The organism is Paludibaculum fermentans, assembly GCF_051172195.1.
In the GTDB taxonomy this organism is placed as follows: domain Bacteria; phylum Acidobacteriota; class Terriglobia; order Bryobacterales; family Bryobacteraceae; genus Paludibaculum; species Paludibaculum fermentans_A.
Genome location: NZ_JBPJAQ010000002.1, coordinates 1,498,033 through 1,520,649, shown reverse-complemented (window position 1 = coordinate 1,520,649; position 22,617 = coordinate 1,498,033). Strand labels below are relative to the sequence as shown.

Genomic DNA, 22,617 nt, shown 5'->3' with positions numbered 1-22,617 from the left:
AGGTCAGGCGAAGGCTTCGGCTGCGGAGGCCACGGTGATAGCTTCGGCGCGGACGGGAACGGGCCGCTGCTGGACGAGTTTGTCTTCCTCGAGAATCTCTTCGGGCTTGGGTGAATTGTAGGTCATGGGCGAGACGCGGTTCTCCAGGATGGCGTCGCGAAAATCCTGCATGCCTTCGCCGACGGCGACGATGCGCAGGCGGTCGTAGCGAAGGTGGCGGCGGATGGCGGCGTTGACTTCCTCCAGGGTGAGTTGCGAGAGTCCTGTCCGCACGTATTCGGGATAGGACGGGATGCCGTAGTAGGCACTGTCCACCGCATAACCGAGCTCTTCCGATTTCGTTTTCAGCAACAGGTTGACGTATTTCGAGAGGAAGCTGCGGGCGCGTTGGAACTCGTCCTGCGTCAGGCCTGTGGTGACGAAGCGCTCAAGTTCGTGCAGGGCGAGGCGGAGGGCGAAGAGGGACTGTTCGCGATCGACGGGGCGAATCCAGAGCTGGAAGATATCGTGGGCGCGGGCGTGATTGGGGCTGGGCTGGAGGGTATACATGCCTCCGGGAAAGTACTCGATGTAGGCGTAGTCGCCGTAGTTGAGGCCGCGGTGCTGGCGCATGCGGGTGAAGAGGCGGCCGCTGCTCATGCGGTGCTGGCCCAGAGCGGAGGTGGCGAGCAGGAGGGCCGGGTAGTCGGGGTGGCCGCGGCGCACATCGATGGGAAAGCCCAGGGAGATGGCGACGCCACGGGCGGGTTTCTCCAGGAGATAGAGTTCAGTTTCGGAGACAGGCGGCGCGGGTGGGATTTCGACCGCGGCGCGGGCGCGCAGCGGGAGGGTGGAGAAGTCCTTGCGCAGGCGCTGTTCGAAGCCCTGGGGATAGCCGCCGCCGAGGGCGATGATGAGGTTGGAGGAGGCGAATTCAGCCAGGTAGAAGGCCTTGAGCTGGTCGAGGGTGAGGGCTTGCAGGGAGGAGACGCTGCCGGCGTCGTGGCGTTCGTAGGGGTGGCCCTGGTAGATGCGCTGGTAGAGGATTTCCTTGGCGAGTTCCTCGTCGTTCTGGCCGCGCAGTTCCACTTCCAGCATATTGACGGCGTCGTCGGTGAGGCGCGAGAAGTCGTCGGCGCGCCAGCCGGGATCGAGCAGCATGCCGCGGAAGATCTCGTAGAACGCCTCGAGGTGATCGGCATGGACTTCGGCGGTGAAGGTGATGAGTTCCTTGTCGACCTGGCAGCCGACAGTGACGCCCATGGGGAAGAAGGCGTCGAGGATCTGCTTATAGGTGAGGGTGCGGCTGCCCCCGCCGGCGAGCATCATGGCGGTCATCCAGGCGGCGCCGCCCTGGGCGGGGGGATCCTGGGAGGCTCCGGTCTGGAAGACAACGCGGAGGCTGATGAGCGGAGTGGTGTCGGGGAGAGTGATGAACTTCACTGCGCGTCTCCATTGGCGAGCGTGACGATGGTGCGGCCGTTGGGGTGAAAGTAGCGGGCGGCGACGCTTTGGAGGATCTGGGGGGTGACCTGCTCGTAGAGATGGTAGAGGCGGTTGATGGTCTCGGGCGTGCGGCGCAGTGAGACGTAGTGGGCGAGGGTGGAGGCGATGGCTTCGCTGTTATCGAGGCTGAGGGCGAAGCGGTAGCGGAGGTGGCTTTTCACGTTGGCCAGGAGCGCGTTGTCGATGGGGGCCTGGGTGAAGCCGTGGAGGGTGTCGAGGATGGATTGGCGGACGGCGGGAAACATGGAATCCTCTTTGACGCGGGCCATGACCGTGAAGAGGTAAGGGTCGACGTGGTCTGAGTTGCTGGCCCAGAGGAGGTCGACGCTCTGATCCTCGATGACGAGTTTTTCGTAGAGCGGCGCGCTTTCGGAGAAGCCGAGGAAGCTGATGAGGTCGAGGGCGGCGCCGTCGATGGCTTCGTCGTTATAGGCCGGTGAATGGTGCGCGATGAGGAGATAGGGCAGTGTGTGGGTGGGCCAGGGGATGTGGGCTGCGCGGGGAGCGGACTGGGCGGGCTCCACGGCGGGGGTACAGATGTAATTGCCGCGCTGCCAGGCGCCCCAGTGGCGTTCGACCTGGGCGCGGACTACGGCGGGGTCGACATCGCCGGCGACGATGAGGGTGGTGTATTCGGGGCGGTAGAAGCGGTCGAAGAACGTGCGGCTGTAGTCGTACATTTGCGGCATCTGCTCGATGTCGCGCAGGAAGCCCATGGTGGTGTGTTTGTAGGTATGGGCGTCGAAGGCGGTGTCGCGCAGGACTTCCATGAGCTTATTGATGGGCTCGGTGCTGTCCTTGTTGTACTCGCCGAGAACGGCCAGGGCTTCGGTCTGGAAGCCTTCGAGGGGGTAGTCGAGGTGTTGGAAGCGATCGGCTTCCATGGCGAGGAGGGTTTCGAAATCCTCTTTGGTCAGGGTGGTGTGATAGACGGTGCGGTCGTCGTCGGTGTAGGCGTTGGAGGAGGCTCCGGTCTCCTGGAGGACGGCCTCGTAGCGTTCCGGGGGAAAGGTGGGGGTGCCGCGGAACATCATATGTTCGAAGAAATGGGCGAAGCCGCTGCGGCCCTCTTCCACTTCATTGCGCGAGCCGGCCTGCACCACGATGTAGAGGCTGACTACCTGGGGGTAGGGCGCGGGGACGGTGATGAGTCTCAGACCGTTGGGGTAGTCGTGTTGGTCGTAGTCGTAGGCAAAGATCTTTGCGTCAGCCATCTGCTTCCTCTTGCAGTTTCGAGCCGGACCCCAAGGTCCAGCAGTAATTCATCGGTCCAGGGGGCGCCAATGAGTTGGACGCCGGCGGGCATACCTTCAGGCGTAGTGAGCATGGGGATGACCAGGGCGGGCATGCCCAGCAGGTTCCAGGGGGAGACAGGGCGGATGGCGTCCATGAGGTCCATGGGGCACTGGCGATGGGGGTAGGCCGTGACTCCGAAGGCGGGCGCGATCAGGACGGAGTCGGTACCCAGAAATTCGAGGAGGCAGGCGCGCATGCGATCGCGTTCCAGCAGAATCTTCGCGAGGCGGGGGGCATCGATGGTTTCGCGGGCATAGCGGGTGAGCTCGAGGCCGGTCCAGGCGCACTCGTCTTCCCTGCCCCTGACCATGTCGCGGATGCCTGGGGTGAGGTAGTCGACGAAGAGCAGGCGCCAAAGTTCGTGGGCGTTTTCGATGAGGGCGAAGGGGAACTCTTCGACGGAGTGGCCGAGATCGCCCAGGAGCATGGCGGCCTTTTCGGCGGCCTGGGCGCAGGCAGGCTGGGTGCGGTAGCCGGTAATGACGAAGATGCGGGCATGTCGCGAGGGCTGGGCCTGGAGGGGGACGGGCGCGGAGAAGGGGTCGCGGGGGTCGTAGCCGGACAGGACTTCGAAGAGAAGGCGGACATCGGCGGCGGTGCGGGCCATGGGTCCGGCGACGCCCATGAAGCCGGTGGGGTGGGCGATTTCCGGCCAGTGTCCGCCGGCGCCGACGCGGCCGGGGGTGGGTTTGAGTCCGCAGATGCCGCAGAAGTGGGCGGGTTCGCGAATGGAGCCGCCTCCGTCGCTGCCGACGCCTCCGGCCGACATACCCGAGGCGATGGCCGCGGCTTCGCCTCCACTGCTGCCGCCGCTGGTGCGGGTTTCGTCACAGGGGTGATTGGTGCGGCCGATGAGGCGGTTGTCGGTCTCGTAGTAGTAGAGGAACTCGGGTGTGGAGGTTTTGCCGATGAGGATGGCGCCGGCGTCGAGCAGGCGTTCGACGGCGGTGGAGTGGCGGGCGGCGATGGCGTCGCGGCGCAGCAGGCTGCCGCAGTTGGTGACGCGGCCGGCGATGTCGAAGGAGTCTTTGACGGTGACGGGGACCCCGGCGAGCGGGCCGCTGAGGGGGCCGCGGGCCTGGGTGCGAGCCTGCTCCGCGTAGATCTCGATGAAGGCATTGATGCGCGGGTTTTTGGCCTCGATGGCGTTGAGGTGAATGCTGGTGAGTTCGAGGGGGGAGATGGAGCCTTGCGCGATCGCATCCGCCATCTCTGTGAGTCCCAGCAATTCGGGCATTTCAACAGGGTAGCAAGTGGATGGCCACTGCTACACTGGGCAATGTGGAAGCCCTTTCTTTTCTGAAGGCGCGGAGTGAGGTGCTGGCCCGCGTGCGGGCGGCGCGGATCACTCCACAGGTAGAGATTTTGCCGTTGGAACAGGCCGGGGGCCGAGTGCTGGCCGAGCCGGCTTTCGCGGATCGCGATTATCCACCGGAACCGCGCTCGATGCGCGATGGGTTTGCAGTGCGGGCGGCGGACCTGCCGGGCACATTCACGATCGTGGGCGAGGTGCGGGCGGGACAGCCGGTGAACTGCCGGGTGGAGCCGGGCGAAGCGGTGGAGATCATGACCGGCGCATCAGTGCCCGATGGCGCCGATACGGTGGTGATGATCGAGCACGTGACGGTGAACGGCGACCAGGTGGAGATCCCGAAGGCGCTGGAGATGGGCGCGAACGTGAATCCGCAGGGGCGGGACGCAATGGCGGGGGCGCTGATCCTGAATCCGGGCACCCGGCTGGGGTATGCGGAGATTGCTCTGCTGGCTTCGATTGGCCAGGCGGAGGTCTCGGTTTATAAGCGGCCGCGGGTGGCGATTCTGGCCACGGGCGATGAACTGGTGGAGTTGGAAGCAGAGCCGGAGCCGCACCAGATCAGGAACTCGAATTCCTGGTCGCTGGCGGCGCAGGTGATGCGGGCCGGAGGCGAGGCGGTGATCCTGCCGGTGGCCGCGGATGAGTTGGAAACGACAAAGTCGTTGATTGCCGAAGGGCTGGAGTGCGACCTACTGCTGCTGTCGGGCGGCGTCTCGGCCGGGAAGTACGATCTGGTGGAGACGGCGCTGCAGAGTTTCGGCGCACAGATGCACTTTGACCGGGTGCTGATCCAACCGGGGCAACCGTGCGTGTTCGGCCAAGCCCGGGGCACGTTCTTCTTTGGCTTGCCGGGCAATCCGGCGTCGACGATGGTGTGTTTCGAGATCTTCGCGCGGGCGGCGCTGGAGTTGTTGGGCGGGATTGTGGAGCCGGCGCTGGCGGTGACGGGCGCGAGGCTGAAGGCTCCGTTCCGGCAGAAGACGGGGTTGACGCGATTCCTGCCGGCGCGATTGGATGCGGAGGGGCTGTTGACGCCGGTGGGCTGGTCTGGGTCGGGCGATATCGCGGCGCTGACGCGGGCGAACGTGTATCTGGTGTCGGATCCGGAAAAGCCCGAATATGCGGCGGGCGAATGGATTGGAGTGATGGCGCGATGAAGAAGAAGCTGTCGCATTACGACGATGCGGGCGTGGCGCGCATGGTGGACGTCAGTGAAAAGACGGCGACTAAGCGGACGGCCAGGGCTCGGGGGTTTGTACGGATGAAGGCGGCGGTGCTGAAGGCGCTGCCAGAGAATCCGAAGGGGAATCCGCTGGAAGTGGCGCGGATCGCCGGAGTGATGGCTGCGAAACGAACCCACGAGCTGATTCCGCTGTGTCATCCGCTGGCGCTGTCGCACGTGGATGTGGACGTCAAGGTGAAGAAAGACGGGATCGCGGTGGAGGCGACGGTTTCCACGACTTCGCAGACCGGTGTGGAGATGGAGGCTTTGACGGCGGTGAGCGTGGCGGCGTTGACGATCTATGACATGACGAAAGCCCTCGACAAGTCTATTACCATCGAGCGGATTGAGCTGGTGGAGAAGACGGGCGGGAAGTCGGGGCACTACAAGCGGTGATGCGGGCGGTGGTGCTGACTATTTCGGATTCTACTTGTGCCGGGACACGGGTGGACCTGTCGGGACCGGAACTGGCCGGGCTGTGCGAGTCGCAGGGCTGGACGGTGGTGCACCGGCAGGCGTTGCCGGACGAGGCGGAGCAGATCAGTGCGGCGCTGGTGGAGTGGAGTGGGCGGTGCGAGCTGATCCTGACGACAGGCGGCACGGGGGTGGCTCCGCGGGATGTGACTCCGGAGGCAACTAAAGCCGTACTGGAGAAGGAGTTGCCCGGATTGGGCGAGATGATGCGGGCGGCGGGTTTAAAGTATACGCGGAGGGCCGTTTTGTCGCGGGCGGTGGCTGGAACGAGGGGACAGTGTCTGATTGTGAACGTGCCGGGGTCGCCGAAGGGGGCGAGGCAGTCGATGGATGCTATCTTGGATCTCGTGCCCCACATTGTGGAATTGCTGGCGGGCCACACGGCCCATCCCGAAGCGGGCACAGACGAGTCGAAACGCCGGTAGGTCCTGAAGCATCCAACTCTATGATGAGAATCGTCCTTTTGATTGCCACTATCTGTTTGCTGCCGATGTTGCCGGCGCAGACACAGACGAGGATCATGCCGGGCACGCCGGCGCCCAAGCCGCCGGAAGATCAGAAGAGAGTTGCGCCGGGGACGCCGGCGCCGAAGGACGAGGGTCAGAAGCCTGGCGCGCTGAAACCGGACGAAGGCGACTTCGTGATCCAGACGCAGGTGCAGGTGGTACTGGTGCCGACGACGGTGACGGACAAGAAGGGCAACACCGTCAATGGGTTGAAACCGCAGGACTTCGTTCTGCTGGACAACGAAAAGGCGCAGCAGATCAACCGGGACGTGACCTTCCTGCCGTTGTCGATGGTGGTTTGTATCCAGCGCAGCAGCAACGTGGATATGGTGTTGCCGAAGATCAAGCAGATGGGCAACGTGATGCACGACCTGCTGATTGGCCAGGATGGCGAGGCGGCCATTATCGGGTTTGACCACCGGGTGGAAGTGCTGCAGCCATTCACCAACGACGCGGAGAAGATCAATGCGGCGGTGGAGAAGCTGAAGCCGGGCAGCCGGACGAGCCGCTTGAACGATTCCATCCAGACCGCCGCGCACATGCTGCGGGTAAAGAAAGACCGCCGCAAGACGATCCTGCTGGTTTCCGAGACGATGGACCGGGCGAGCGAAGCCAGTGTGAAGGAAGTCGCCACGGAGTTGCAGTTGTACAACATCGACGTGTACACGTTGAACATCAGCCGGATCATCACGCGGTTTGGTGAGAAGCCGGGCATTCCGCGGCCGGATCCGTTCCCACCGGGGGCGCGTCCGTCGCCGGGCATTGCGAGCAGCGATCCGACGACGCAGAGCCAGATGTCCGGGGCTCCGGGCTACGGGATAGACTTCGTGCCGGCGATCGAGGAGATTTTCACGGCGGCCAAGGCTATTTTCGTCAAGAATCCAGCCGAGGTTTACACCAAGTTCACGGGCGGCCGCGAGTATTCATTCATGTCCCAGAAGGACCTGGAGAACTCGATTGCGGCCATTGGCTCGGAGATACGTTCGCAATACATTTTGTCGTACTCGCCGAATAACAAGATTGAAGGCGGGTTCCACAAGATCCAGGTGACGGTGAACCGGCCTGGGCTGAAGGTGCGGACGAGGCCGGGCTACTGGATGGCGGGCGTTCCGAACTAACTCAACACTATAGGTTTAGAGACCAGTCACCGCCTTCTCGCGGTCGCTGTTCGCAGCCGGAACCGGCATAGCGGGCGCGATGGCGAGAGGGCGGTTTCTTTTTGCGGAAAAAAAACCGGCCGGTCATCGGAGGAGGTGATGACCGGCCGCTGAATTTGGAGGAGGAGAAACTTGTTCTCTACTCCTTCCAGTGTCCCTTTACCCTCATGAACTGACTATCCCCTGGGGGATATAGGACGTGTATTTATTGTACTAGTACTCATAGTTCTTTGTGAAAGGCCATAGCGCCGAAGGTGACCACGCTCTCGGCATCGATATTCCAGTGCTCGTAATGGCGGAGTTGGCCGACGGCCTGGGGTACGGTGCTGAGGAAGGTGTAGAAGGGGGCGCTGCCGCACCATTTGAGGTCATCGTGCTCGGGCTGGACACGGTCCCAGAATCCGCGGGCATCGCCGGCGGCGAGTTGCTCGATGCGCTCCTTATCGCGAGCGGCAACGGCCAGCATGCCTCCCGCGTGGGGTTCGGCGGCAAATTCGTCGCCGTAGCGGCGGCCCATGTGGGCCATGTCGACGCCGAGCACCCAGTGGAGGCGCTGCGCCTCGCGGGCGTAGACATCACCAAGGGCCTCGAAGAATTCGGCTACGCCCTCGTCGTCCTCGGGTTTGCCGCCGACGTAGAGGCTTTTGGCGAAAGGTCCACAAAGGATGGGCAGCACTTTGACGTTGGGGCCGTAGATGGATTGCAGGAAGATGATCTGGAATTCGATGGAGTGTTCGATGGCGTGGCAGTAGTCTTCCATGCGGACGGCGCGAGGGGCTTTGGCGGCGAGGCGGTTGACGAGATCGATGTCGGTTTGAGCGGCGCCGAAGGGGGTGACGAACTGCTTGCGGGTGAGGCCGAAGGTTTCGGGCTGGCCGTAGTGGGAGGTACCGAGGACGATGAAGGTCTTATCGGCGAGATCGGGGGTGAGGGCCTGGTAGGCAGCGCGGTAAGAGTCCCAGCCGCCGTCGGGACTGACGTGGGGGGCGGCGATTCCGATTAAGCCGTCGGCGGCCGCGGACGGGTGGGCGGCGCCGTCGAGGTTTTCGGTCATCCAGGCGGCGAGTTCGTTGGGGTCGCCCGGGTAAGCGCCGTTGGCGTGGGCCGGTTCGCGGACATCTGATTCGGCGAAGGCGCGTTCCGTGGCGGCGCGCATTTCTTCGAAGCGTTCGCCGACGAGGAAGCCGGCCTGTTCCAGCGATTCCAGCAGGTGGCGTTGCAGCTCGCCGACGCGGACGTCGCCGGTCATGTCGAGCAGGACGCGGCACATGGCGTCCTCGGTCTGTTCTCCGTCGAACATGGCGAGAACGGGCACGAGGGGCGGCGGGATGATGAGGGTGACGTCGGAGTAGTGGAAGGGGTCACGAATCATCAGGCCAGGCCGGTCCTCGACGGGGGAAGGCATGAAGTCGAGGTCCATGCGCAGGCGCGGTAGAGGTTTAGACACCACTCCATCATAATGAGATTTCATGAAGCTGCTCTTGGGCAAGACCATATTGATCACTGGTGCAACGGGCGGACTGGGCGAGGAAGTGACGGCCGCCTTTGTAGAAGCGGGGGCATTTGTAGCGGCCTCGGCGCGAAAGGTGGACAGTTCGAGTCCCGCGCAATTGGCGTTGCCGGCGGACCTGACCACGGCGGAAGGCGCGGAAAGCGTGGTGCGGACGGTGCTGGCAGCGCGGGGGCAATTGGACGGAGTGGTGCATGTGATGGGCGGGTTTGCGACGGACGGCGGGACGCAGGACACGTCGGAGCAGACCTGGGACAAGATGTTTGCGCTGAATACACGGTCGCCCTTTCTTGTTTTCCGGGCCGCGTTGAAACCGATGCGGGCGGCGGGCTCCGGTCGAATCATCGCCATCGGCTCGCGGGCGGGTGAGACGTCCCCGGCCGGGCTCTCAGCTTATGCGGCATCGAAGGCGGCGCTGCACTCGCTGGTGAAGGTGATCGCGGAGGAGAATAAGCTGACGGGGATCACGGCGAATGTCGTGCTGCCGTCGACGATTGATACAGCGCAGAACCGGGCGGCGATGCCTGGTGCAGAGTTCACGAAGTGGGTGAAACCGGAGTCGATTGCGGGGCTGCTGGTATGGCTGGCCTCGGATGCTTCGGCTGATGTGAGTGGTGCCCTGATTCCGATATATGGAAAGGCGTGACCCATGAAGAAGCTGACAGCGGAAGAACTGGAAGCGGGCCTGGCGACACTGCCGGGCTGGGCTGTCGTGGCAGAGAAGTTGCATCGGTCGTACAAATTCCCCGATTTTACGCACGCCTTCGGCTTCATGGCCACGGCGTCGACGGCGATTGAGAAGATGAATCACCATCCGGAGTGGTCGAACGTCTACAACCAGGTGGTAGTGGACCTGACGACGCACGACGCCGGCGGCATTACGAAGAAAGACCTGGAACTGGCCGTGTTGTTGGAATCGTTCGCCAAGAAACTGCAATGAAGTCAATACAATTCGCTCCGCTGTGCGCCCTGGTGGCGCAGACGCTACTGGCGCAGGCGCCCATATCCTATTCGGCTTCGCCGGACCTGGACCGCGTAATTGAAGAGGCCATCAAGGAAGACCGGATCCCGGGCGCTGTAGCGCTGGTGGGACAACCGGGCCGGATCCTGCACTTCAAGGCCTATGGTTACCGGGCGCTGGTGCCGGACAAAGAGCCGATGACGCTGGATACGATTTTCGATGCGGCTTCGCTGACGAAAGTGGTGGCCACGACGTCGTCGATCATGAAGCTGTTCGACGAGGGGCGGATCCGGCTGAACGATAAGGTGACGGTGTACCTGCCTGGTTTTCAGGGTGGCAAGAGCGACATCACGATCAGGCAGTTGTTGACGCATTTCTCGGGGATGAGGCCGGACCTGACGCTGACGCCGGAGTGGTCGGGCTACGATACGGGGATTTCGAAGGCGCTGGTGGACCGGCCGGTGGCGGAACCGGGCGAGCGGATGATCTATTCCGATATCAACTTTGAATTGCTGGGCGAGATTGTCCACAAGGTGAGTGGGGTACCGCTGGACGAGTACGCGCGGAGGGAGATCTTCCTGCCGCTGGGGATGAAGGAATCGATGTTCAATCCGCCGGCGGCGTGGAAGCCGCGGATTGCGCCTACGGAGATGTGGAAGGGGGCGGTGCTGCGCGGAGTCGTACACGATCCCACGTGCCGCTTCATGGGCGGGGTGGCGGGCCATGCGGGGCTGTTTACGACCGCCCTGGACCTGTCGCGTTTCGCCACCTTCATGTTGAACCTGGGCCAGGTGGAAGGATCGCGGATCGTATCTCCGTTGACGGTGCGGAAGTTCACGGAACCGCAGACGCCTCCGCTGCAGACGACGATGCGCGGGCTGGGCTGGGATATCGATTCGCCGTTCTCGGGCAATCGAGGAGAATTATTCCCGATCGGGAGTTACGGGCATACCGGTTTTACCGGTACGTCTATCTGGATGGACCCTTACACCAAAACCTACGTCGTTTTGCTGACGAACAGCGTGCATCCGCACTTGCGGCCGGCGACTACGGCGTTGCGGGCGAAGGTGGCGACGATTGCGGCGGCGGCGGCGGGGCTCGATGCGCAGAACGTGATTCTCACTGGTTTCAACGAGTTACTTCCGGCGCGGGCGGTGGGCCGGACGGTGGAAACATTAACAGGCATTGATGTTCTGGTGCAGGAGAAGTTCGCGCGGCTGGCCGGGAAGCGAGTGGGGTTGATTACGAATCACACGGGGTTGACGCGGACGGGCGAGCGGAACATCGACGTGATGCTGGCTGGCGGAGTGAAACTGACGGCATTGTTCTCGCCGGAGCATGGGATTTCGGGCAAGGAAGACCAGGAGAACGTGGCAAATGCGAAGGACGAGCGGACGGGGCTGCCAATTTACAGTCTTTACAGAGGGGAAGACCGGACTCCGGGCCAATCGGTACTGAAGGGTGTCGAAGTACTGGTGTTCGATATTCAGGATATCGGCACGAGATTCTACACATATCCATCCACAATGAAAAACGCGATGAAGGCGGCGGCGGCGGCAAAGATTCCGATTCTGGTGCTGGACCGGCCAAATCCGATTACAGGGCTGCATGTGGAGGGTCCGGTACTGGAGGAAGACAAGCTCTCATTTGTGGGCTGCGCTACACTTCCTCTGCGGCACGGCATGACGATTGGAGAATTGGCGCGGTATCTGAATGACGAGGACGGGATCCACGCGAGGCTTGAGGTGGTAAAGCTGAAGAATTGGCGGAGGGCGGACTGGTTTGATGCCACAACCCTGGGGTGGGTGGATCCGTCGCCGAATATGCGAAGCCTGAATGCGGCCTTGCTATATCCGGGGGTGGGGATGCTGGAATACGCGAAGAACTACTCGGTTGGGCGAGGCACGGACGCTCCGTTTGAGCAGGTTGGGGCGGATTGGATCAACGGTCCGCAATTGGCGGCGTATTTGAACCACCGGATGGTGCCGGGTGTACGGTTCTATCCGACGCGATTCACGCCGACGGCTTCCAATTTGAAGGGCAAGCAGGTGCAGGGAGTGCGGTTTGTGATCCTGGACCGGGAGGGATTCTCCTCGCTGAGGCTGGGGTTGGAGCTGGCGGTGGGGCTGCAGAAGCTGTATCCCGGAAAGATCGACGTGAGCGTCAACCGGAACCTAATTGGTTCAAACGAAACGATGGAAGCGATTGGGCGGGGCGAGGATCCGAGGAATCTGGAACCAAAGCTACAGGAAGAGCTGCAGCCATTCCTGGAGAAGCGGGCGAAGTATCTGCTGTATCAGTAGGGGCGAGAGCAGTCCAGGGACAACAAAAGGGGCCTGACCGCTGAATCAGCGGTCGAGGCCCTTTTTGTTTCTCCTCCAAATCAGGTGCGTTAGCACCTAATCGGCCGGCTGGCTGGCTGACTTGGGGGGGCGGCCACGACGCTTGGGTGTAACCACAACTTTCTCGTCAAGTTTCTTCTTGTTAATAGCCGCCATCCAGGCTGGGGGGCGCCCACGACGCTTGCCCTGACCCCGGGCCAAGCGTTCGAGGGTTAGAATTGCTTCCTCTATCGCCTCGCGTTCCTGGCGTAAGTCCGCCAACATTTTCATTACGTCCATTGTCATGCTCCCTGCGTTTCTGACCCGGCTGGATTCATGTCTTGCGTCGAGGCAGTTCTGAAATCGGAACAGAACCAGCCTCCAGTCCAGGTCTACACGCAGTTGTACCCCATTTTGTGTTAGGAAACAAGATTCTTGTTCTGAAAACGGAACAAAACTTCCAAAGCTGGTACTCGGAGCGGGTTTCAACGGCCGTGGGAGAGCTGTCGTTTCCAGTGACGGTAAAAAGGGAAACCCGCGGCAATCAAAACGAGGCCGAGGATGGATTCGCGGGGCGAATTCCGCAGCGTGAAATACAAAAGGAGAACGGCGACGAGGACAAATAGGACGGGTACGACAGGATATCCGAGAGTTCGGTAGGGGCGGTGCAGATCGGGCCGTTTGCGGCGGAGAACGATGACGGCGGCGGTGGCCATACCGTAGAGAATCCAACTGGGAAAGATGACGAGATTCAGCAATTGATCGTAGCGGCCGCTGAGCAAAAGCACGCAGGACCAGGCGCTGAGGGCGAGGATGGAGAAACCGGGCACGTGGTGGGCCTCGCTGACAGTGGCGAAGCGGCGAAAGAAATAGCCATCGCGGGCGAGGGCGTAGGGTACGCGGGAGCCGGTGAGGATGGAGCCGTTGAGGGCGGCGAAGATGGAGACCATCGCGGCGATGGAGACGGCGTTGGCGCCCCAGTTGCCCAGCACGCGGTGCATCATCGTGGCGGCGACACGATCAGAATGGCCCACCTCGTTGGCATTGAGTACGTGGAAGTATGCGAAGTTGGTGGCGAGATAAATGGCAACGACGGCGCCAGTGCCGTATATGAGGGCCAGCGGGAGATTACGTTGAGGATTCTTTATCTCACTGGAGACCATGCTGACGTTATTCCAGCCGTCGTAGGCCCAGAGGGCGGCGACGAGGGCGGCGAAGAATCCGGCTACTCCGCCAGTGGCGCCGACGAAAGCGCCTCCGGCACTGGGGCCGCTGCCGCTGCCACTGCCGAACAATCCGACACCAATAATGCCGCCAATGAGGGCGACTTTGAGGATAGTGACGCCGATCTGGACGCCACCGCCGACTTTGACGCCGAACCAGTTCAGTACTCCTAGAGCAAGAATCAGCCCAATAGCGAAAAGTTGTCCGGTGCGGACTTCCAATGGCGCGAAATTCTCGCCGAGCGGCAAAGGGATGACGAAGGCGACGACGCTGAGTTCAGGCCGGAAGTTGGCGAGGTAGAGATAGAAGCCGGTAGCGAGGGTGGCGATGGAGCCGCTTTTGGCGACCCACATCTGAGTCCAGCCGTAGAGGAAGCCCCAGAAGGGGCCGTAGGCTTCGCTGAGGTAGTTGTATTCACCTCCGGCCTCGGGCAGCATGGCGGCGAGTTCAGCGTAAGTGAGGGCACCGGCGAGGGAGAGGACGCCGCCGAAGATCCAGACGGCGAAGAGCATCCAGGGATCGCCGACCTGCTGGATCATGGTTTTCGGCACGAGGAAGATTCCGCTGCCGATTACAGTGCCGACGACGATGGAGGCGGCGCCCCAGAGGCCCAGATCCCTACGAAGTTGTGTCAATCGATTTCTCCCTGAGAACCAAAGATGCGAGTAAGGCGGTGCCTGCCGTGACGATGGTGCCGATGAGCACGTACCAGGTCCAGGCGACGGGCGTGGCGAATTTGATGTAGAGATTGACGGCGAGACCAGCGGTCATGCCGATCATGGCGGCGCGTTCTTTGACGTTTTTGGTGAGGACGCCGAGGAGGAAGACGCCGAGGAGGGCTCCGTAGAGGATGGACGCGATGCCGAGGCCGGCTTCGAGAACGCTATTCACGCTGCGAGCGAGCAGGCCGATGACGAACAGGACGCAGCCCCAGCCAACGGTGGCCCATTTGGCGAGGCGCAGGTAGGACGATTCCTGGCGGCCGGGGCGCATGACGCGATAGAAATCCATGATGGTGGTGGAGGCCAGGGCGTTGAGGGCAGCGCTGAGGTTGGACATGGCGGCGGCGAGGATGGCGGCGATGACGAGGCCGGCTACGCCGATGGGGAGGGAGTTCCAGATGAATTGGGGGTAGATGCGGTCGGCTGGTTTGGGTGGAGTTTGCCCGGTATTGCCGTAGTAGACCCAAAGGATGAGGCCAATGACGAGAAAGAGGGTGAATTGGAAGAGAATGACGATCCAACTGGCGAAGAGCGCGCGGCGGCTCTCGCGCTCGTTGCGGGCGGAGAGCAGGCGTTGGACCATGAGTTGCTCCGTGCCATGGCTGGCGGTGGTGAGGAAGCAGCCGCCGAGGAAGCCGGCCCAGAAGGTGTAGGGCTGTTTGAAGAACTCCATGGTCCAGGCGAAATGAAAGTCGAAGATGTGGAGTTTACCGGCGGCGCCGGCGGCCTGCCAGACTTCGGGCCAGCCACCTGGGATTTTGGCGAGGATGACGAAGAGGCTGACGATGGCTCCGCCGACGTAGAGGAACATTTGAACGACGTCGGTCCAGATGACGGCGGTCATGCCGCCTTCAAATGTATAAAACAGGGTCAGGCAGACGATAAGGACGATGGAAGCGACTTCGCCGGTGCCGAGGATGATGGAGACGACGATAGAGATGGCGAAGACGCGGACGCCTTCGGCGAGGGCGCGCAGGAGGAGGAAAGTACCAGCGGTGAGTTTGCGGAGGCGGGGCCCGAAGCGGCGCTCCATGAGTTCGTAGGCGGTAAATAGTTCTCCGCGGAAGTAATGCGGGAGGAACAAAGTGGATATAAAGATGCGGGCTAGAAGGTAGCCAAGAACAACCTGAAGAAAGCCGAAGTTGCCGTAGTAGGAGAGAGCGGGGGTTCCGATGACGGTGAGGGTGCTGGTTTCGGCGGAAACGATGGAGAAACCGATGGCCCACCAGGGGGTATTGCGGCCGCCGAGGAAGTAGTCGCGGAGGCTCTTCTGGGACTCCTTGAAGCGGGATCCAAACCAAGTGATCCCGATGAGATACAAGACGATGACCGCCAGGTCGAAGTACCGCATGATGAGTTACCAGATTCTCACATTGAAACCGGAGGCGGGGCTGGCAGCCCACGGGAGAGGCCGTTTGAGCGTATTGGCACGGTTGCGGGCCATGAAGGGGGAGAGCCGCGGCGATGGCAGCAGGGGCATGAGTGGGATGGGTGTTCGTTGGCGCGGAATTGTTCTGGAAGCGCGAACCCGAAGAGCGACAGATAGTTGCGGGCACGAAGGTGGTTGGGGTGGCGGCGAGACGCTGTCAGGATGGGGGGGGTGTGGAGTGCGCCGGGGCGGCGGAAGCGGGGTTGGGGCCGGCCCGGGGGTCTACGGCAGCGAGGGACAGGCGAAAGGTGGCCATCCATAGCGCTTGCGCATTTGATAGTGTGGAAAGCCGCAGGCGGGAACAATTTAGGAACCGTCAGCATCTAACCGGCAGTCAGTACTATGATGATGTTTTTACGACGTGGTTCTTAGGCTTGCGGCTGAATCGGCCCTTCGGCTATACTCCGCAATTGCGAAGCTGGTAGGCGAGCGGGGTTCCCAGTCGTGGCCCGGAGCCTGCAAGGATTGCATCTGACCCGACCTTTAGGAGGCATGTGGTGCTGTTTTCATGGAAACGTGCAGTTGTGGGAGTCGCTACGGCTTCGCTGCTTGGTCTTACCCTCTGGGGCCAGGCGGCCGCGCCGCAGTGGAAGGATCGAGCCGAGTACGACCTAGTCGAATCGATCAAGAAAGAGACTAACGCGCAAACCAAGCTTGGTTTGCTGCAGAGCTGGGAGCAGAAATACCCGACCTCTGATTTCAAGGAAGGCCGCTATGAGCTGATGGTCGGGACCTATCAGGCCCTCGGCAATGCCAAGGGCATGCTGGAGACTTCGAAGACCTGGCTGGCGGCGAACCCGAAGGCAGTGCAGGCACTGGTTTGGGTAAACCTGCTGACTATCAGCATGAACGACACCTCGCCCGCATCATTGGATGCTGGTGAGCAGGCGGCGAAAACGATGTTGGGCCTGATGGACGACACATTCAGTCCGGCCCGTAAACCTGCGCAGGTGACGGACGACCAGTGGAAGCAGCAGCGGACGGGCACGGAATCCGTTGCGTACCGCACTCTCGGCTGGGTGGCCTTGCAGCGCCAGCAGTATGAAGAGGCCGACAAGCAGCTGGTGGAAGCGCTGAAGCGGAATCCGGGCGATGCGCAGGCTTCGGCCTGGGCGGGCACGGCGAATCTGCGCACGAAGAAGCTGGAACGGCAAGGTACGGCGCTGTTCCATTTCTGCCGTGCGGCCGTGTACGAAGGCCCGGGCGCATTCCCTCAGCAGACTCGCGATCAACTGCGGAAATCATTCGAGAATAACTATAAGAACTTCCATGGCGATACCAACGGCATGGACGATGTCATCGCGAAGGCCAAGGCGAGCCCGATACCTCCGGACGGCTTCAAGCTCGAGTCGAAAGACGAACTGCTGATCAAGCAGGAAGAAGAGCTGAAGAAGACCAATCCGACACTGGCGCTGTGGATCAGCATCAAGCACAGCCTGGCGGCCGAGAATGGCGCGGCCTATTTCGATTCGACGCTGAAGAATGCGGCGATTCCGGGCGGCGTGGATGTGGGCGGCACGAAGGTGGAGAAGTTCAAGGGCAAGGTTGTGAGCTGCGATGCGCCGAAGAAGGCGAAGAAAGTCGTACTCGGCATCAGTTCAGCGGACATGAGCGAAGTGACGCTGCTGTTTGAGAATCCGCTGCCGGCGTGTCCGGATCCCGGTGTGGAACTCGAGTTCAGCGGCGCTGCGTCGGCGTTCACTCCGGATCCGTTCAACCTGACGATTGAAGTCGAACCGAAGGATGTTTCCGGTCTCCCGGCTGCTCCTGCGCCGGCTGCCCGCAAGGCAGCTCCGGCCAAGAAGGCCGCGCCGAAGAAATAAAGCCGACGGCGAGTGAGTGTGTTGTTGAAAAGGGCGGGCCTCACGTGGGTCCGCCCTTTTACTTTTTGAACGCGGTCACAATCTGACGCGCGCGGCGGAAGGCGGCCGAGGCTGCCTGGGATTGGGCCCGGAGAGGATCAGGCTGTACGTCACGCGGTCCCAGAAGCCCAGTTTCTGGCCGCTCTGATCAATGGCGTGCATGTAAGAGAAGAAACGTTGCGCGGTTGCAGGCAGGGCCCGCACCGGTTCGATCGCCCCCAGCCCCAAGGAGACCATCACCAGTACGGCACCGGCGAGAACCGGAGTGGAAGTTCCGAACTGAATTGGCCTGCTCACACCATCAAGGACGCGGAATCGCAGCCGGAAGTCCGAGGGCTGAACTTTAAGATCTGTAAAACCAGCCAGCGCCGCTGCCTCGTTCCTTCAATCCAGATGTTCCGCGAGGCACTGACCGATGTCTCAACCCGACAGTTCCAACTGGAGGGTGTTCATGAAGAGACATTTGGGCGCAGGGATTTTCTGCCTGGCGTTGGCCGCCTTGCCGGCGAGCGCATTCAGTAGCGGACCGCGGGTGCGATTTACGGGCGCACCGGGCGACAATCCGCTTGCCTGCACACAGTGCCACACGGGAACGTTGAATTCTTTCAGCGGCTCAGTGCGGGTAGTTTACCCGGGAGGCACTTCCTACAAACCGGGGGCGACCTACCGGCTGTTGGTTCAGGTGCGCGACCCGGAACAATTGCGCTGGGGCTTTCAACTGACGGCACGGCTGGCGTCCGAGCCCATCAACGGGCAGGCCGGAGACCTGAACAACATCGACGGCAATGCGCGAGTGCTATGTGACGGCAGTGTGGCGGGCACGCCGAAGCCTTGTGCCGCGGCGACACCCGTGCAGTTTGCGGAGCACGTGGTGGCAGGCACGCGGCCGGGAACGGCGAATGGAGTGGACTTCGAGATTGACTGGACGGCTCCGCCGGCGGGGTCGGGCGCTGTGACGTTTTACGCCGCGGGCAATGCCGCCAATAACAGCGGAACACCCCAGGGCGATCACATCTACACCACCAGCTTGAGCATCACCGAGGCTACCGGCAATAGCGGTGGACTGCAGGTTCCGGCAACAGCCTACGATGTGCGGCACATGACCTCCGACCTGACGGGCGGCTGGGGTGAGCGCATCGACCCGAATCTCAAGAATCCTTGGGCGATTGCGATGAGTCCGACCTCGCCGTTCTGGATTTCGAATGCGGGCAGCGGAACGGCGACAGTCTATGACACGAACGGAGTTCCGGCTCCGGCGGCCAATCCGCTGATCGTGAAGGTGCCGAACGGTGCGGGCAAGAATGGTCCAGGGCGCCCGACAGGCCAGATCTGGAATGGTACGGCGGGTTTTGAAGTGGGCAGCGGGAAACCGGCGGCGTTTATCTTTTCGACTGAGAATGGCGGCATCGCGGGCTGGAACCGGGACGTGGACCCAGGCAACGCGATTCTGAAGGTGGACAATGCGGGTGCGATCTACAAGGGCCTGGCGATGGGTGTGGGCAGCAGCGGCCCGATGCTGTACGCGCCGAACTTCAGCTCGGGCAATATCGACGTGTTCGACTATACGTACCAGGCGGTGCCGGCGGCGGGCGGCTTCAAGGATCCGAATCTGCCGGCGGGCTATGCTCCGTTCAACATCCAGCGTTTCGGCAAGCGGCTGTTCGTGGCCTATGCCAAGCAGAACGATGCGAAGACGCAGGATGTGCCGGGCGACGGCAATGGGATCATCAGCGTGTTCGACCTGGACGGCAACTTCCAGCAGCGGTTGGTGACCGGCGGGGCGCTGAATTCCCCCTGGGGGATGGCGATTGCGCCGGGGTTCTTCGGGGACTACAGCAACACGCTGCTGGTGGGCAACTTTGGGGACGGGCGCATCAATGCGTTCGATCTGACGAGCGGCAAGCCGGTGGGGATGCTGACGTACCGGGACGGTACTCCGGTGGCCCTGGAGGGCCTCTGGGCGCTCACATTCGGCAACGGACGCAGCGGTGGAGACGCTAACACACTGTATTTCACAGCAGCGGTTTCCGGCGGCCCGTCCGGGGCCAAGGGTGACCACGGCGTGTTCGGTTCGATCACCATGCTGCCCTAGTCTGTGGTTGAGGTGGTTAGAGAGATCCACTCTCAACCCTGTGGCCGGCGAGTGCGCCTGAGACTCTTTCAGCGCACGCGCCGGCCTTTTCGCGCCGGGCAGCCCAGCGGTCCGGTCTTCGTTCAGGTGGGTGGGTGAGAACCGGGTTCGCTAGATGCGGCCGACGCGGGCCCGGACCGGCCGGGTCTGCTTCGGATTGGGACCGGAGAGAATGAGGCTGTAGGTGATCTTGTCGGAGAGGCTGAGGGTCTGACCGCTCTTATCGATGGCGTTCATGTAGGAGATGAAGCGATGGGCGGTGATGGGCAACGCGCGGACGGGGGAGATGGCGGCAAGGCCGAGGAGGGTGAGAGCCAGCGCGGCCGATGCGACCACCGGAGTGCTTTTTCCGAACTGTTTATTTCTTCTCACAATAGGTAAGACGAGCGAACGCCGGGAATGGGCACTACGGCGAACGTAAGGATCTGTAAATTATTGGAACGGCAGGCCGGTGGGAGCACCGGCCCGCAAAAGTGACGCCTGCCCCGGCAGCGGGGCGAAGGGAATGGATTCAGGATCGCGTAGACGGAATTGTCAGATGCGGGCCTGGGTGGGGTTGGGTTGCTTGGGATTGGGTCCCGACAGCATCAGGCTGTAGGTGACTTTGTCCCACAGGCTGAGATGCTGGCCGCTCTGGTCCAGGGCGGTCATGTAGCAGACGAAGCGCTGCGCCGTAGCGGGCAGTGCACGCAGGGGCGAGAGAGCGCCCATACCGGACAGGACGAGAGCGAGCACAGCGAGGGTCGCCATCGGGGCGCCGGTTCCGAACTGTGTTTGTCTCTTCACACCTAGTAATACGGTGGAAAGAGGCGGTTGTTAGCGCAAAGCTGACTTCAGATCTGTAAAAAGCCGGCGGGCGGCCTCGGCTTCGCCTGGCTGGGCCGGCCGTTCCTCGCCTTTGGAGACGAACCAGGACTTCCCCGCCCTGTCCACAAGAGCGGCGAAACCGCCCTTTTCGATGAGGAGGCCGGGTGAGCCGACGGAGCCGAAGCCTTCGCCGCGGCGTTCGACGAGCACGACGCAGCCATCGCGCGAGAAGACGAAGTGAGAGGGGATCTGCGGTGTGGGAATGATCTCGATGCCCGCCGCCGCGACCTTTTCCAGTTGAATCAGGATATCCGGGTTCAAGTAAAACCTACATTTTATAACGCCCGAAGTCCTCGTCGTTGAGCCCCTCGAGCCAGCGCCGGAGTTCCTCATTGGTCACCTTGTCGGAGACATTGGCCGTGCTTTTGGAGGTTTTTAGGACCTGCTCCTCGACATAGATGGGGCAGTCCAGCCGCAATGCGAGGGCCAGCGCGTCGCTGGGGCGCGAATCGATGCTGATGATTTCGCCTTCGCGTTCGAGCCAGATGACGGCGTAGAAGGTGTCGTCGCGCAGTTCGCTCACAACAACTTTGCGTACTCCTGTTTCGAGCCCGAGCAGCACGTTCTTGATGAGGTCGTGCGTCATGGGCCGCGGCGTACTCACCTTTTCGATCTCCAGGGCGATGGCGTTGGCTTCGTAGATTCCCACCCAGATGGGCAGGATCTGCCCGCCGTTGGCATCCTTGAGAATCACGATGGGCATATTGGTGACAGGGTCCATCATCAGCCCGCGAATCTTCATCTCGACTTCCATTGGAGTCCCGCCTTCCTTACACCGCTATAGCACATTCACCCACCAGAGAGTTCGGACCGGCGCGCGTGACGCGTACCGGCAGGTAGTTACCGATCATCCGCTCGCGCGGAATCGCTGTGCCATCGGGGCGCGGCGCGGTGGTGAAATTGAGAATACGGTTCTGGGATGTGCGGCCGATCCACTGGCCGGTAGAGCTGTTGGAGCCTTCCACCAGCACCTCCTGGCGGCCGCCCACCAGGTTGGTGTTGCGGCGCATCTGGATGGCGCGCTGGCGCTCCTGCAGGATGGTGAGGCGGCGGCTCTTCTCTTCCTCGGGGATCTGGTCCTCGAGCTTCAGGGCCGGCGTATTGGGGCGCTGGGAGTATTTGAAGCTGAAGATGCTGTCGTACTCCACTTCGTCCAGCAGGCGCAGAGTGTGTTCGAAGTCTTCGTCGGTCTCACCGGGGAAGCCCACGATGATGTCGGTGGAGATGGCGATGTTGCGCTTCGCATTCTTCATCCACTCGATGCGCTGCATGTACTGGTCGCGGGTATACTGCCGCTGCATGGCCGCCAGCACGCGCGACGAGCCGCTCTGGACCGGCAGGTGCACCTGGTTGCAGAGAACTTCGTTGCGGTCGATGGCGTCGATGATCTCCTTGACGAAATCGCGCGGATGGGAGGTGGTGAAGCGGACGCGGCGGATGCCCTCGACACTGCCTACGGCATCCAGCAGGCGGGCGAAGTCCCAACCGGCCGGAGAAGGATCGCGGTAGCTGTTGACGTTCTGGCCCAGCAACTGGATCTCGGAGTAGCCGTTGGCGGCGAGTTTGGCGGCTTCGTCGATGACGCTTTGGGAGGTGCGGCTGCGCTCCGGTCCACGGGTGAAGGGGACGACGCAATAGGCGCAGCTCTTGTCGCAGCCTTCAATGATGGTGATGTAGGCGCGATGAGGGTTGTCGCGGCGCGTCAGGGGCGTTTCGAAGGTGTCTTCCGTATCGAGGCTGAGACCGGTGACCTTGCGCTCGCCGGCTTCGATGCGGACGAGGAGTTCCCCGAGTTTGGTGTAGCTGGCGGAGCCGACGACGAGGCTGACGTGCGGAGCGCGCTCGAAGATCTTCTCGCCCTCCTGCTGGGCGACGCAGCCGAGGACTCCAAAAACCTTGTTCTTGACCCGTTTGCCTTCCTGGAGGCGGTGGAAGACTTTCTGTTCGGCTTTGTCGCGGATGCTGCAGGTGTTGTAGAGGACGAGGTCGGCCGCATCGGCGGTGTCGACCTGCGAGTAGCCGCGCTGCTCCAGCGTGCCGATGACTTTTTCAGAGTCATGGACATTCATCTGGCAACCGAAAGTTTCGAGGTAAAAGCTTTTCATGGCCCCTATCCAACAATTGTAGCGTTTTCT

The 22,617-nt window shown here is 62.0% G+C and carries 21 protein-coding genes; 9 read left to right on the top strand and 12 right to left on the bottom strand.

Annotated features, from left to right (window positions below; all coding sequences use genetic code 11):
• Positions 1-3: 3 nt before the first annotated feature.
• From ACR9Y2_RS32750 to ACR9Y2_RS32740, 3 genes are read right to left on the bottom strand one after another with little or no spacing between them, the layout of a single operon-like run.
• Positions 4-1,422, bottom strand: a complete 1,419-nt coding sequence (locus ACR9Y2_RS32750) for a M16 family metallopeptidase (protein ID WP_435046091.1) — start codon at positions 1,420-1,422, stop codon at positions 4-6.
• The gene (locus tag ACR9Y2_RS32745) at positions 1,419-2,699 is read right to left on the bottom strand and encodes a M16 family metallopeptidase (protein ID WP_435046090.1); all 1,281 of its coding nucleotides are present in this window, start codon (positions 2,697-2,699) and stop codon (positions 1,419-1,421) included. The genes ACR9Y2_RS32750 and ACR9Y2_RS32745 overlap by 4 nt, the downstream gene beginning before the upstream one ends.
• Positions 2,639-4,018 (bottom strand): amidase, encoded by a 1,380-nt coding sequence (locus ACR9Y2_RS32740; RefSeq protein ID WP_435046089.1) that lies wholly within the window; start codon positions 4,016-4,018, stop codon positions 2,639-2,641. The genes ACR9Y2_RS32745 and ACR9Y2_RS32740 overlap by 61 nt, the downstream gene beginning before the upstream one ends.
• Positions 4,019-4,038: 20 nt before the next feature.
• Between ACR9Y2_RS32740 and ACR9Y2_RS32735 the strand changes: the two genes are divergently transcribed.
• From ACR9Y2_RS32735 to ACR9Y2_RS32720, 4 genes are read left to right on the top strand one after another with little or no spacing between them, the layout of a single operon-like run.
• Complete coding sequence (locus ACR9Y2_RS32735; protein WP_435046088.1) at positions 4,039-5,253, top strand: molybdopterin molybdotransferase MoeA; 1,215 nt, start codon at positions 4,039-4,041, stop codon at positions 5,251-5,253.
• Positions 5,250-5,714 (top strand): cyclic pyranopterin monophosphate synthase MoaC, encoded by a 465-nt coding sequence (moaC, locus tag ACR9Y2_RS32730; protein ID WP_435046087.1) that lies wholly within the window; start codon positions 5,250-5,252, stop codon positions 5,712-5,714. Before ACR9Y2_RS32735 ends, moaC begins: the two co-directional genes overlap by 4 nt.
• 11 nt (positions 5,715-5,725) lie before the next feature.
• Positions 5,726-6,217 (top strand): MogA/MoaB family molybdenum cofactor biosynthesis protein, encoded by a 492-nt coding sequence (locus ACR9Y2_RS32725; RefSeq protein ID WP_435046086.1) that lies wholly within the window; start codon positions 5,726-5,728, stop codon positions 6,215-6,217.
• 20 nt (positions 6,218-6,237) lie between these two features.
• Positions 6,238-7,416, top strand: coding sequence for a VWA domain-containing protein (locus tag ACR9Y2_RS32720; protein ID WP_435046085.1), 1,179 nt, complete (start codon positions 6,238-6,240; stop codon positions 7,414-7,416).
• 259 nt (positions 7,417-7,675) lie between these two features.
• Here the strand turns inward: ACR9Y2_RS32720 and amrB are convergent, their stop codons facing one another.
• Positions 7,676-8,902 carry an AmmeMemoRadiSam system protein B gene (amrB, locus tag ACR9Y2_RS32715; RefSeq protein WP_435046084.1) on the bottom strand — a complete coding sequence of 409 codons (1,227 nt, stop codon included), beginning with the start codon at positions 8,900-8,902 and terminating at the stop codon, positions 7,676-7,678.
• 22 nt (positions 8,903-8,924) lie between these two features.
• Between amrB and ACR9Y2_RS32710 the strand changes: the two genes are divergently transcribed.
• Genes ACR9Y2_RS32710 through ACR9Y2_RS32700 form a run of 3 tightly spaced genes read left to right on the top strand, consistent with a single transcriptional unit; the run spans position 8,925 to position 12,229 of the window.
• On the top strand, positions 8,925-9,611 hold the full coding sequence (locus ACR9Y2_RS32710; RefSeq protein ID WP_435046083.1) for an SDR family oxidoreductase: 687 nt from the start codon (positions 8,925-8,927) through the stop codon (positions 9,609-9,611).
• A 3-nt stretch (positions 9,612-9,614) separates the two neighbouring features.
• Positions 9,615-9,905, top strand: coding sequence for a 4a-hydroxytetrahydrobiopterin dehydratase (locus ACR9Y2_RS32705; protein ID WP_435046082.1), 291 nt, complete (start codon positions 9,615-9,617; stop codon positions 9,903-9,905).
• Positions 9,902-12,229, top strand: coding sequence for an exo-beta-N-acetylmuramidase NamZ domain-containing protein (locus tag ACR9Y2_RS32700; protein WP_435046081.1), 2,328 nt, complete (start codon positions 9,902-9,904; stop codon positions 12,227-12,229). Before ACR9Y2_RS32705 ends, ACR9Y2_RS32700 begins: the two co-directional genes overlap by 4 nt.
• Before the next feature lie 503 nt (positions 12,230-12,732).
• On the opposite strand, the gene ACR9Y2_RS32695 is transcribed toward ACR9Y2_RS32700, so the two are convergent.
• Both ACR9Y2_RS32695 and ACR9Y2_RS32690 read right to left on the bottom strand, forming a co-directional pair.
• A complete protein-coding gene (locus ACR9Y2_RS32695; protein WP_435046080.1) occupies positions 12,733-14,106 on the bottom strand; it encodes an APC family permease in 1,374 nt (457 codons plus the stop codon).
• The gene (locus tag ACR9Y2_RS32690) at positions 14,090-15,544 is read right to left on the bottom strand and encodes a sodium:solute symporter (RefSeq protein ID WP_435046079.1); all 1,455 of its coding nucleotides are present in this window, start codon (positions 15,542-15,544) and stop codon (positions 14,090-14,092) included. The genes ACR9Y2_RS32695 and ACR9Y2_RS32690 overlap by 17 nt, the downstream gene beginning before the upstream one ends.
• A gap of 602 nt (positions 15,545-16,146) precedes the next feature.
• Here ACR9Y2_RS32690 and ACR9Y2_RS32685 point away from each other — a divergent pair.
• Positions 16,147-17,445: a tetratricopeptide repeat protein gene (locus tag ACR9Y2_RS32685; protein WP_435046078.1), complete on the top strand. Its 1,299-nt coding sequence runs from the start codon at positions 16,147-16,149 to the stop codon at positions 17,443-17,445.
• A 75-nt stretch (positions 17,446-17,520) separates the two neighbouring features.
• Here the strand turns inward: ACR9Y2_RS32685 and ACR9Y2_RS32680 are convergent, their stop codons facing one another.
• Positions 17,521-17,781 carry a hypothetical protein gene (locus ACR9Y2_RS32680; protein WP_435046077.1) on the bottom strand — a complete coding sequence of 87 codons (261 nt, stop codon included), beginning with the start codon at positions 17,779-17,781 and terminating at the stop codon, positions 17,521-17,523.
• A 154-nt stretch (positions 17,782-17,935) separates the two neighbouring features.
• Here ACR9Y2_RS32680 and ACR9Y2_RS32675 point away from each other — a divergent pair, with 154 nt between their 5' ends.
• A complete protein-coding gene (locus ACR9Y2_RS32675; protein ID WP_435046076.1) occupies positions 17,936-19,576 on the top strand; it encodes a TIGR03118 family protein in 1,641 nt (546 codons plus the stop codon).
• A gap of 150 nt (positions 19,577-19,726) precedes the next feature.
• On the opposite strand, the gene ACR9Y2_RS32670 is transcribed toward ACR9Y2_RS32675, so the two are convergent.
• The 5 genes from ACR9Y2_RS32670 to miaB all read right to left on the bottom strand — a co-directional run bounded on the left by ACR9Y2_RS32670 (position 19,727) and on the right by miaB (position 22,587).
• Positions 19,727-19,951: a hypothetical protein gene (locus ACR9Y2_RS32670; protein ID WP_435046075.1), complete on the bottom strand. Its 225-nt coding sequence runs from the start codon at positions 19,949-19,951 to the stop codon at positions 19,727-19,729.
• A gap of 198 nt (positions 19,952-20,149) precedes the next feature.
• Positions 20,150-20,401 (bottom strand): hypothetical protein, encoded by a 252-nt coding sequence (locus ACR9Y2_RS32665; protein ID WP_435046074.1) that lies wholly within the window; start codon positions 20,399-20,401, stop codon positions 20,150-20,152.
• Between the two features lie 30 nt (positions 20,402-20,431).
• Positions 20,432-20,743, bottom strand: coding sequence for a hypothetical protein (locus tag ACR9Y2_RS32660; RefSeq protein WP_435046073.1), 312 nt, complete (start codon positions 20,741-20,743; stop codon positions 20,432-20,434).
• A 7-nt stretch (positions 20,744-20,750) separates the two neighbouring features.
• A complete protein-coding gene (locus ACR9Y2_RS32655) occupies positions 20,751-21,236 on the bottom strand; it encodes a bifunctional nuclease family protein (protein WP_435046072.1) in 486 nt (161 codons plus the stop codon).
• Positions 21,237-21,252: 16 nt separating this feature from the next.
• Complete coding sequence (gene miaB, locus ACR9Y2_RS32650) at positions 21,253-22,587, bottom strand: tRNA (N6-isopentenyl adenosine(37)-C2)-methylthiotransferase MiaB (RefSeq protein WP_435046071.1); 1,335 nt, start codon at positions 22,585-22,587, stop codon at positions 21,253-21,255.
• Between the last annotated feature and the right edge of the window lie 30 nt (positions 22,588-22,617).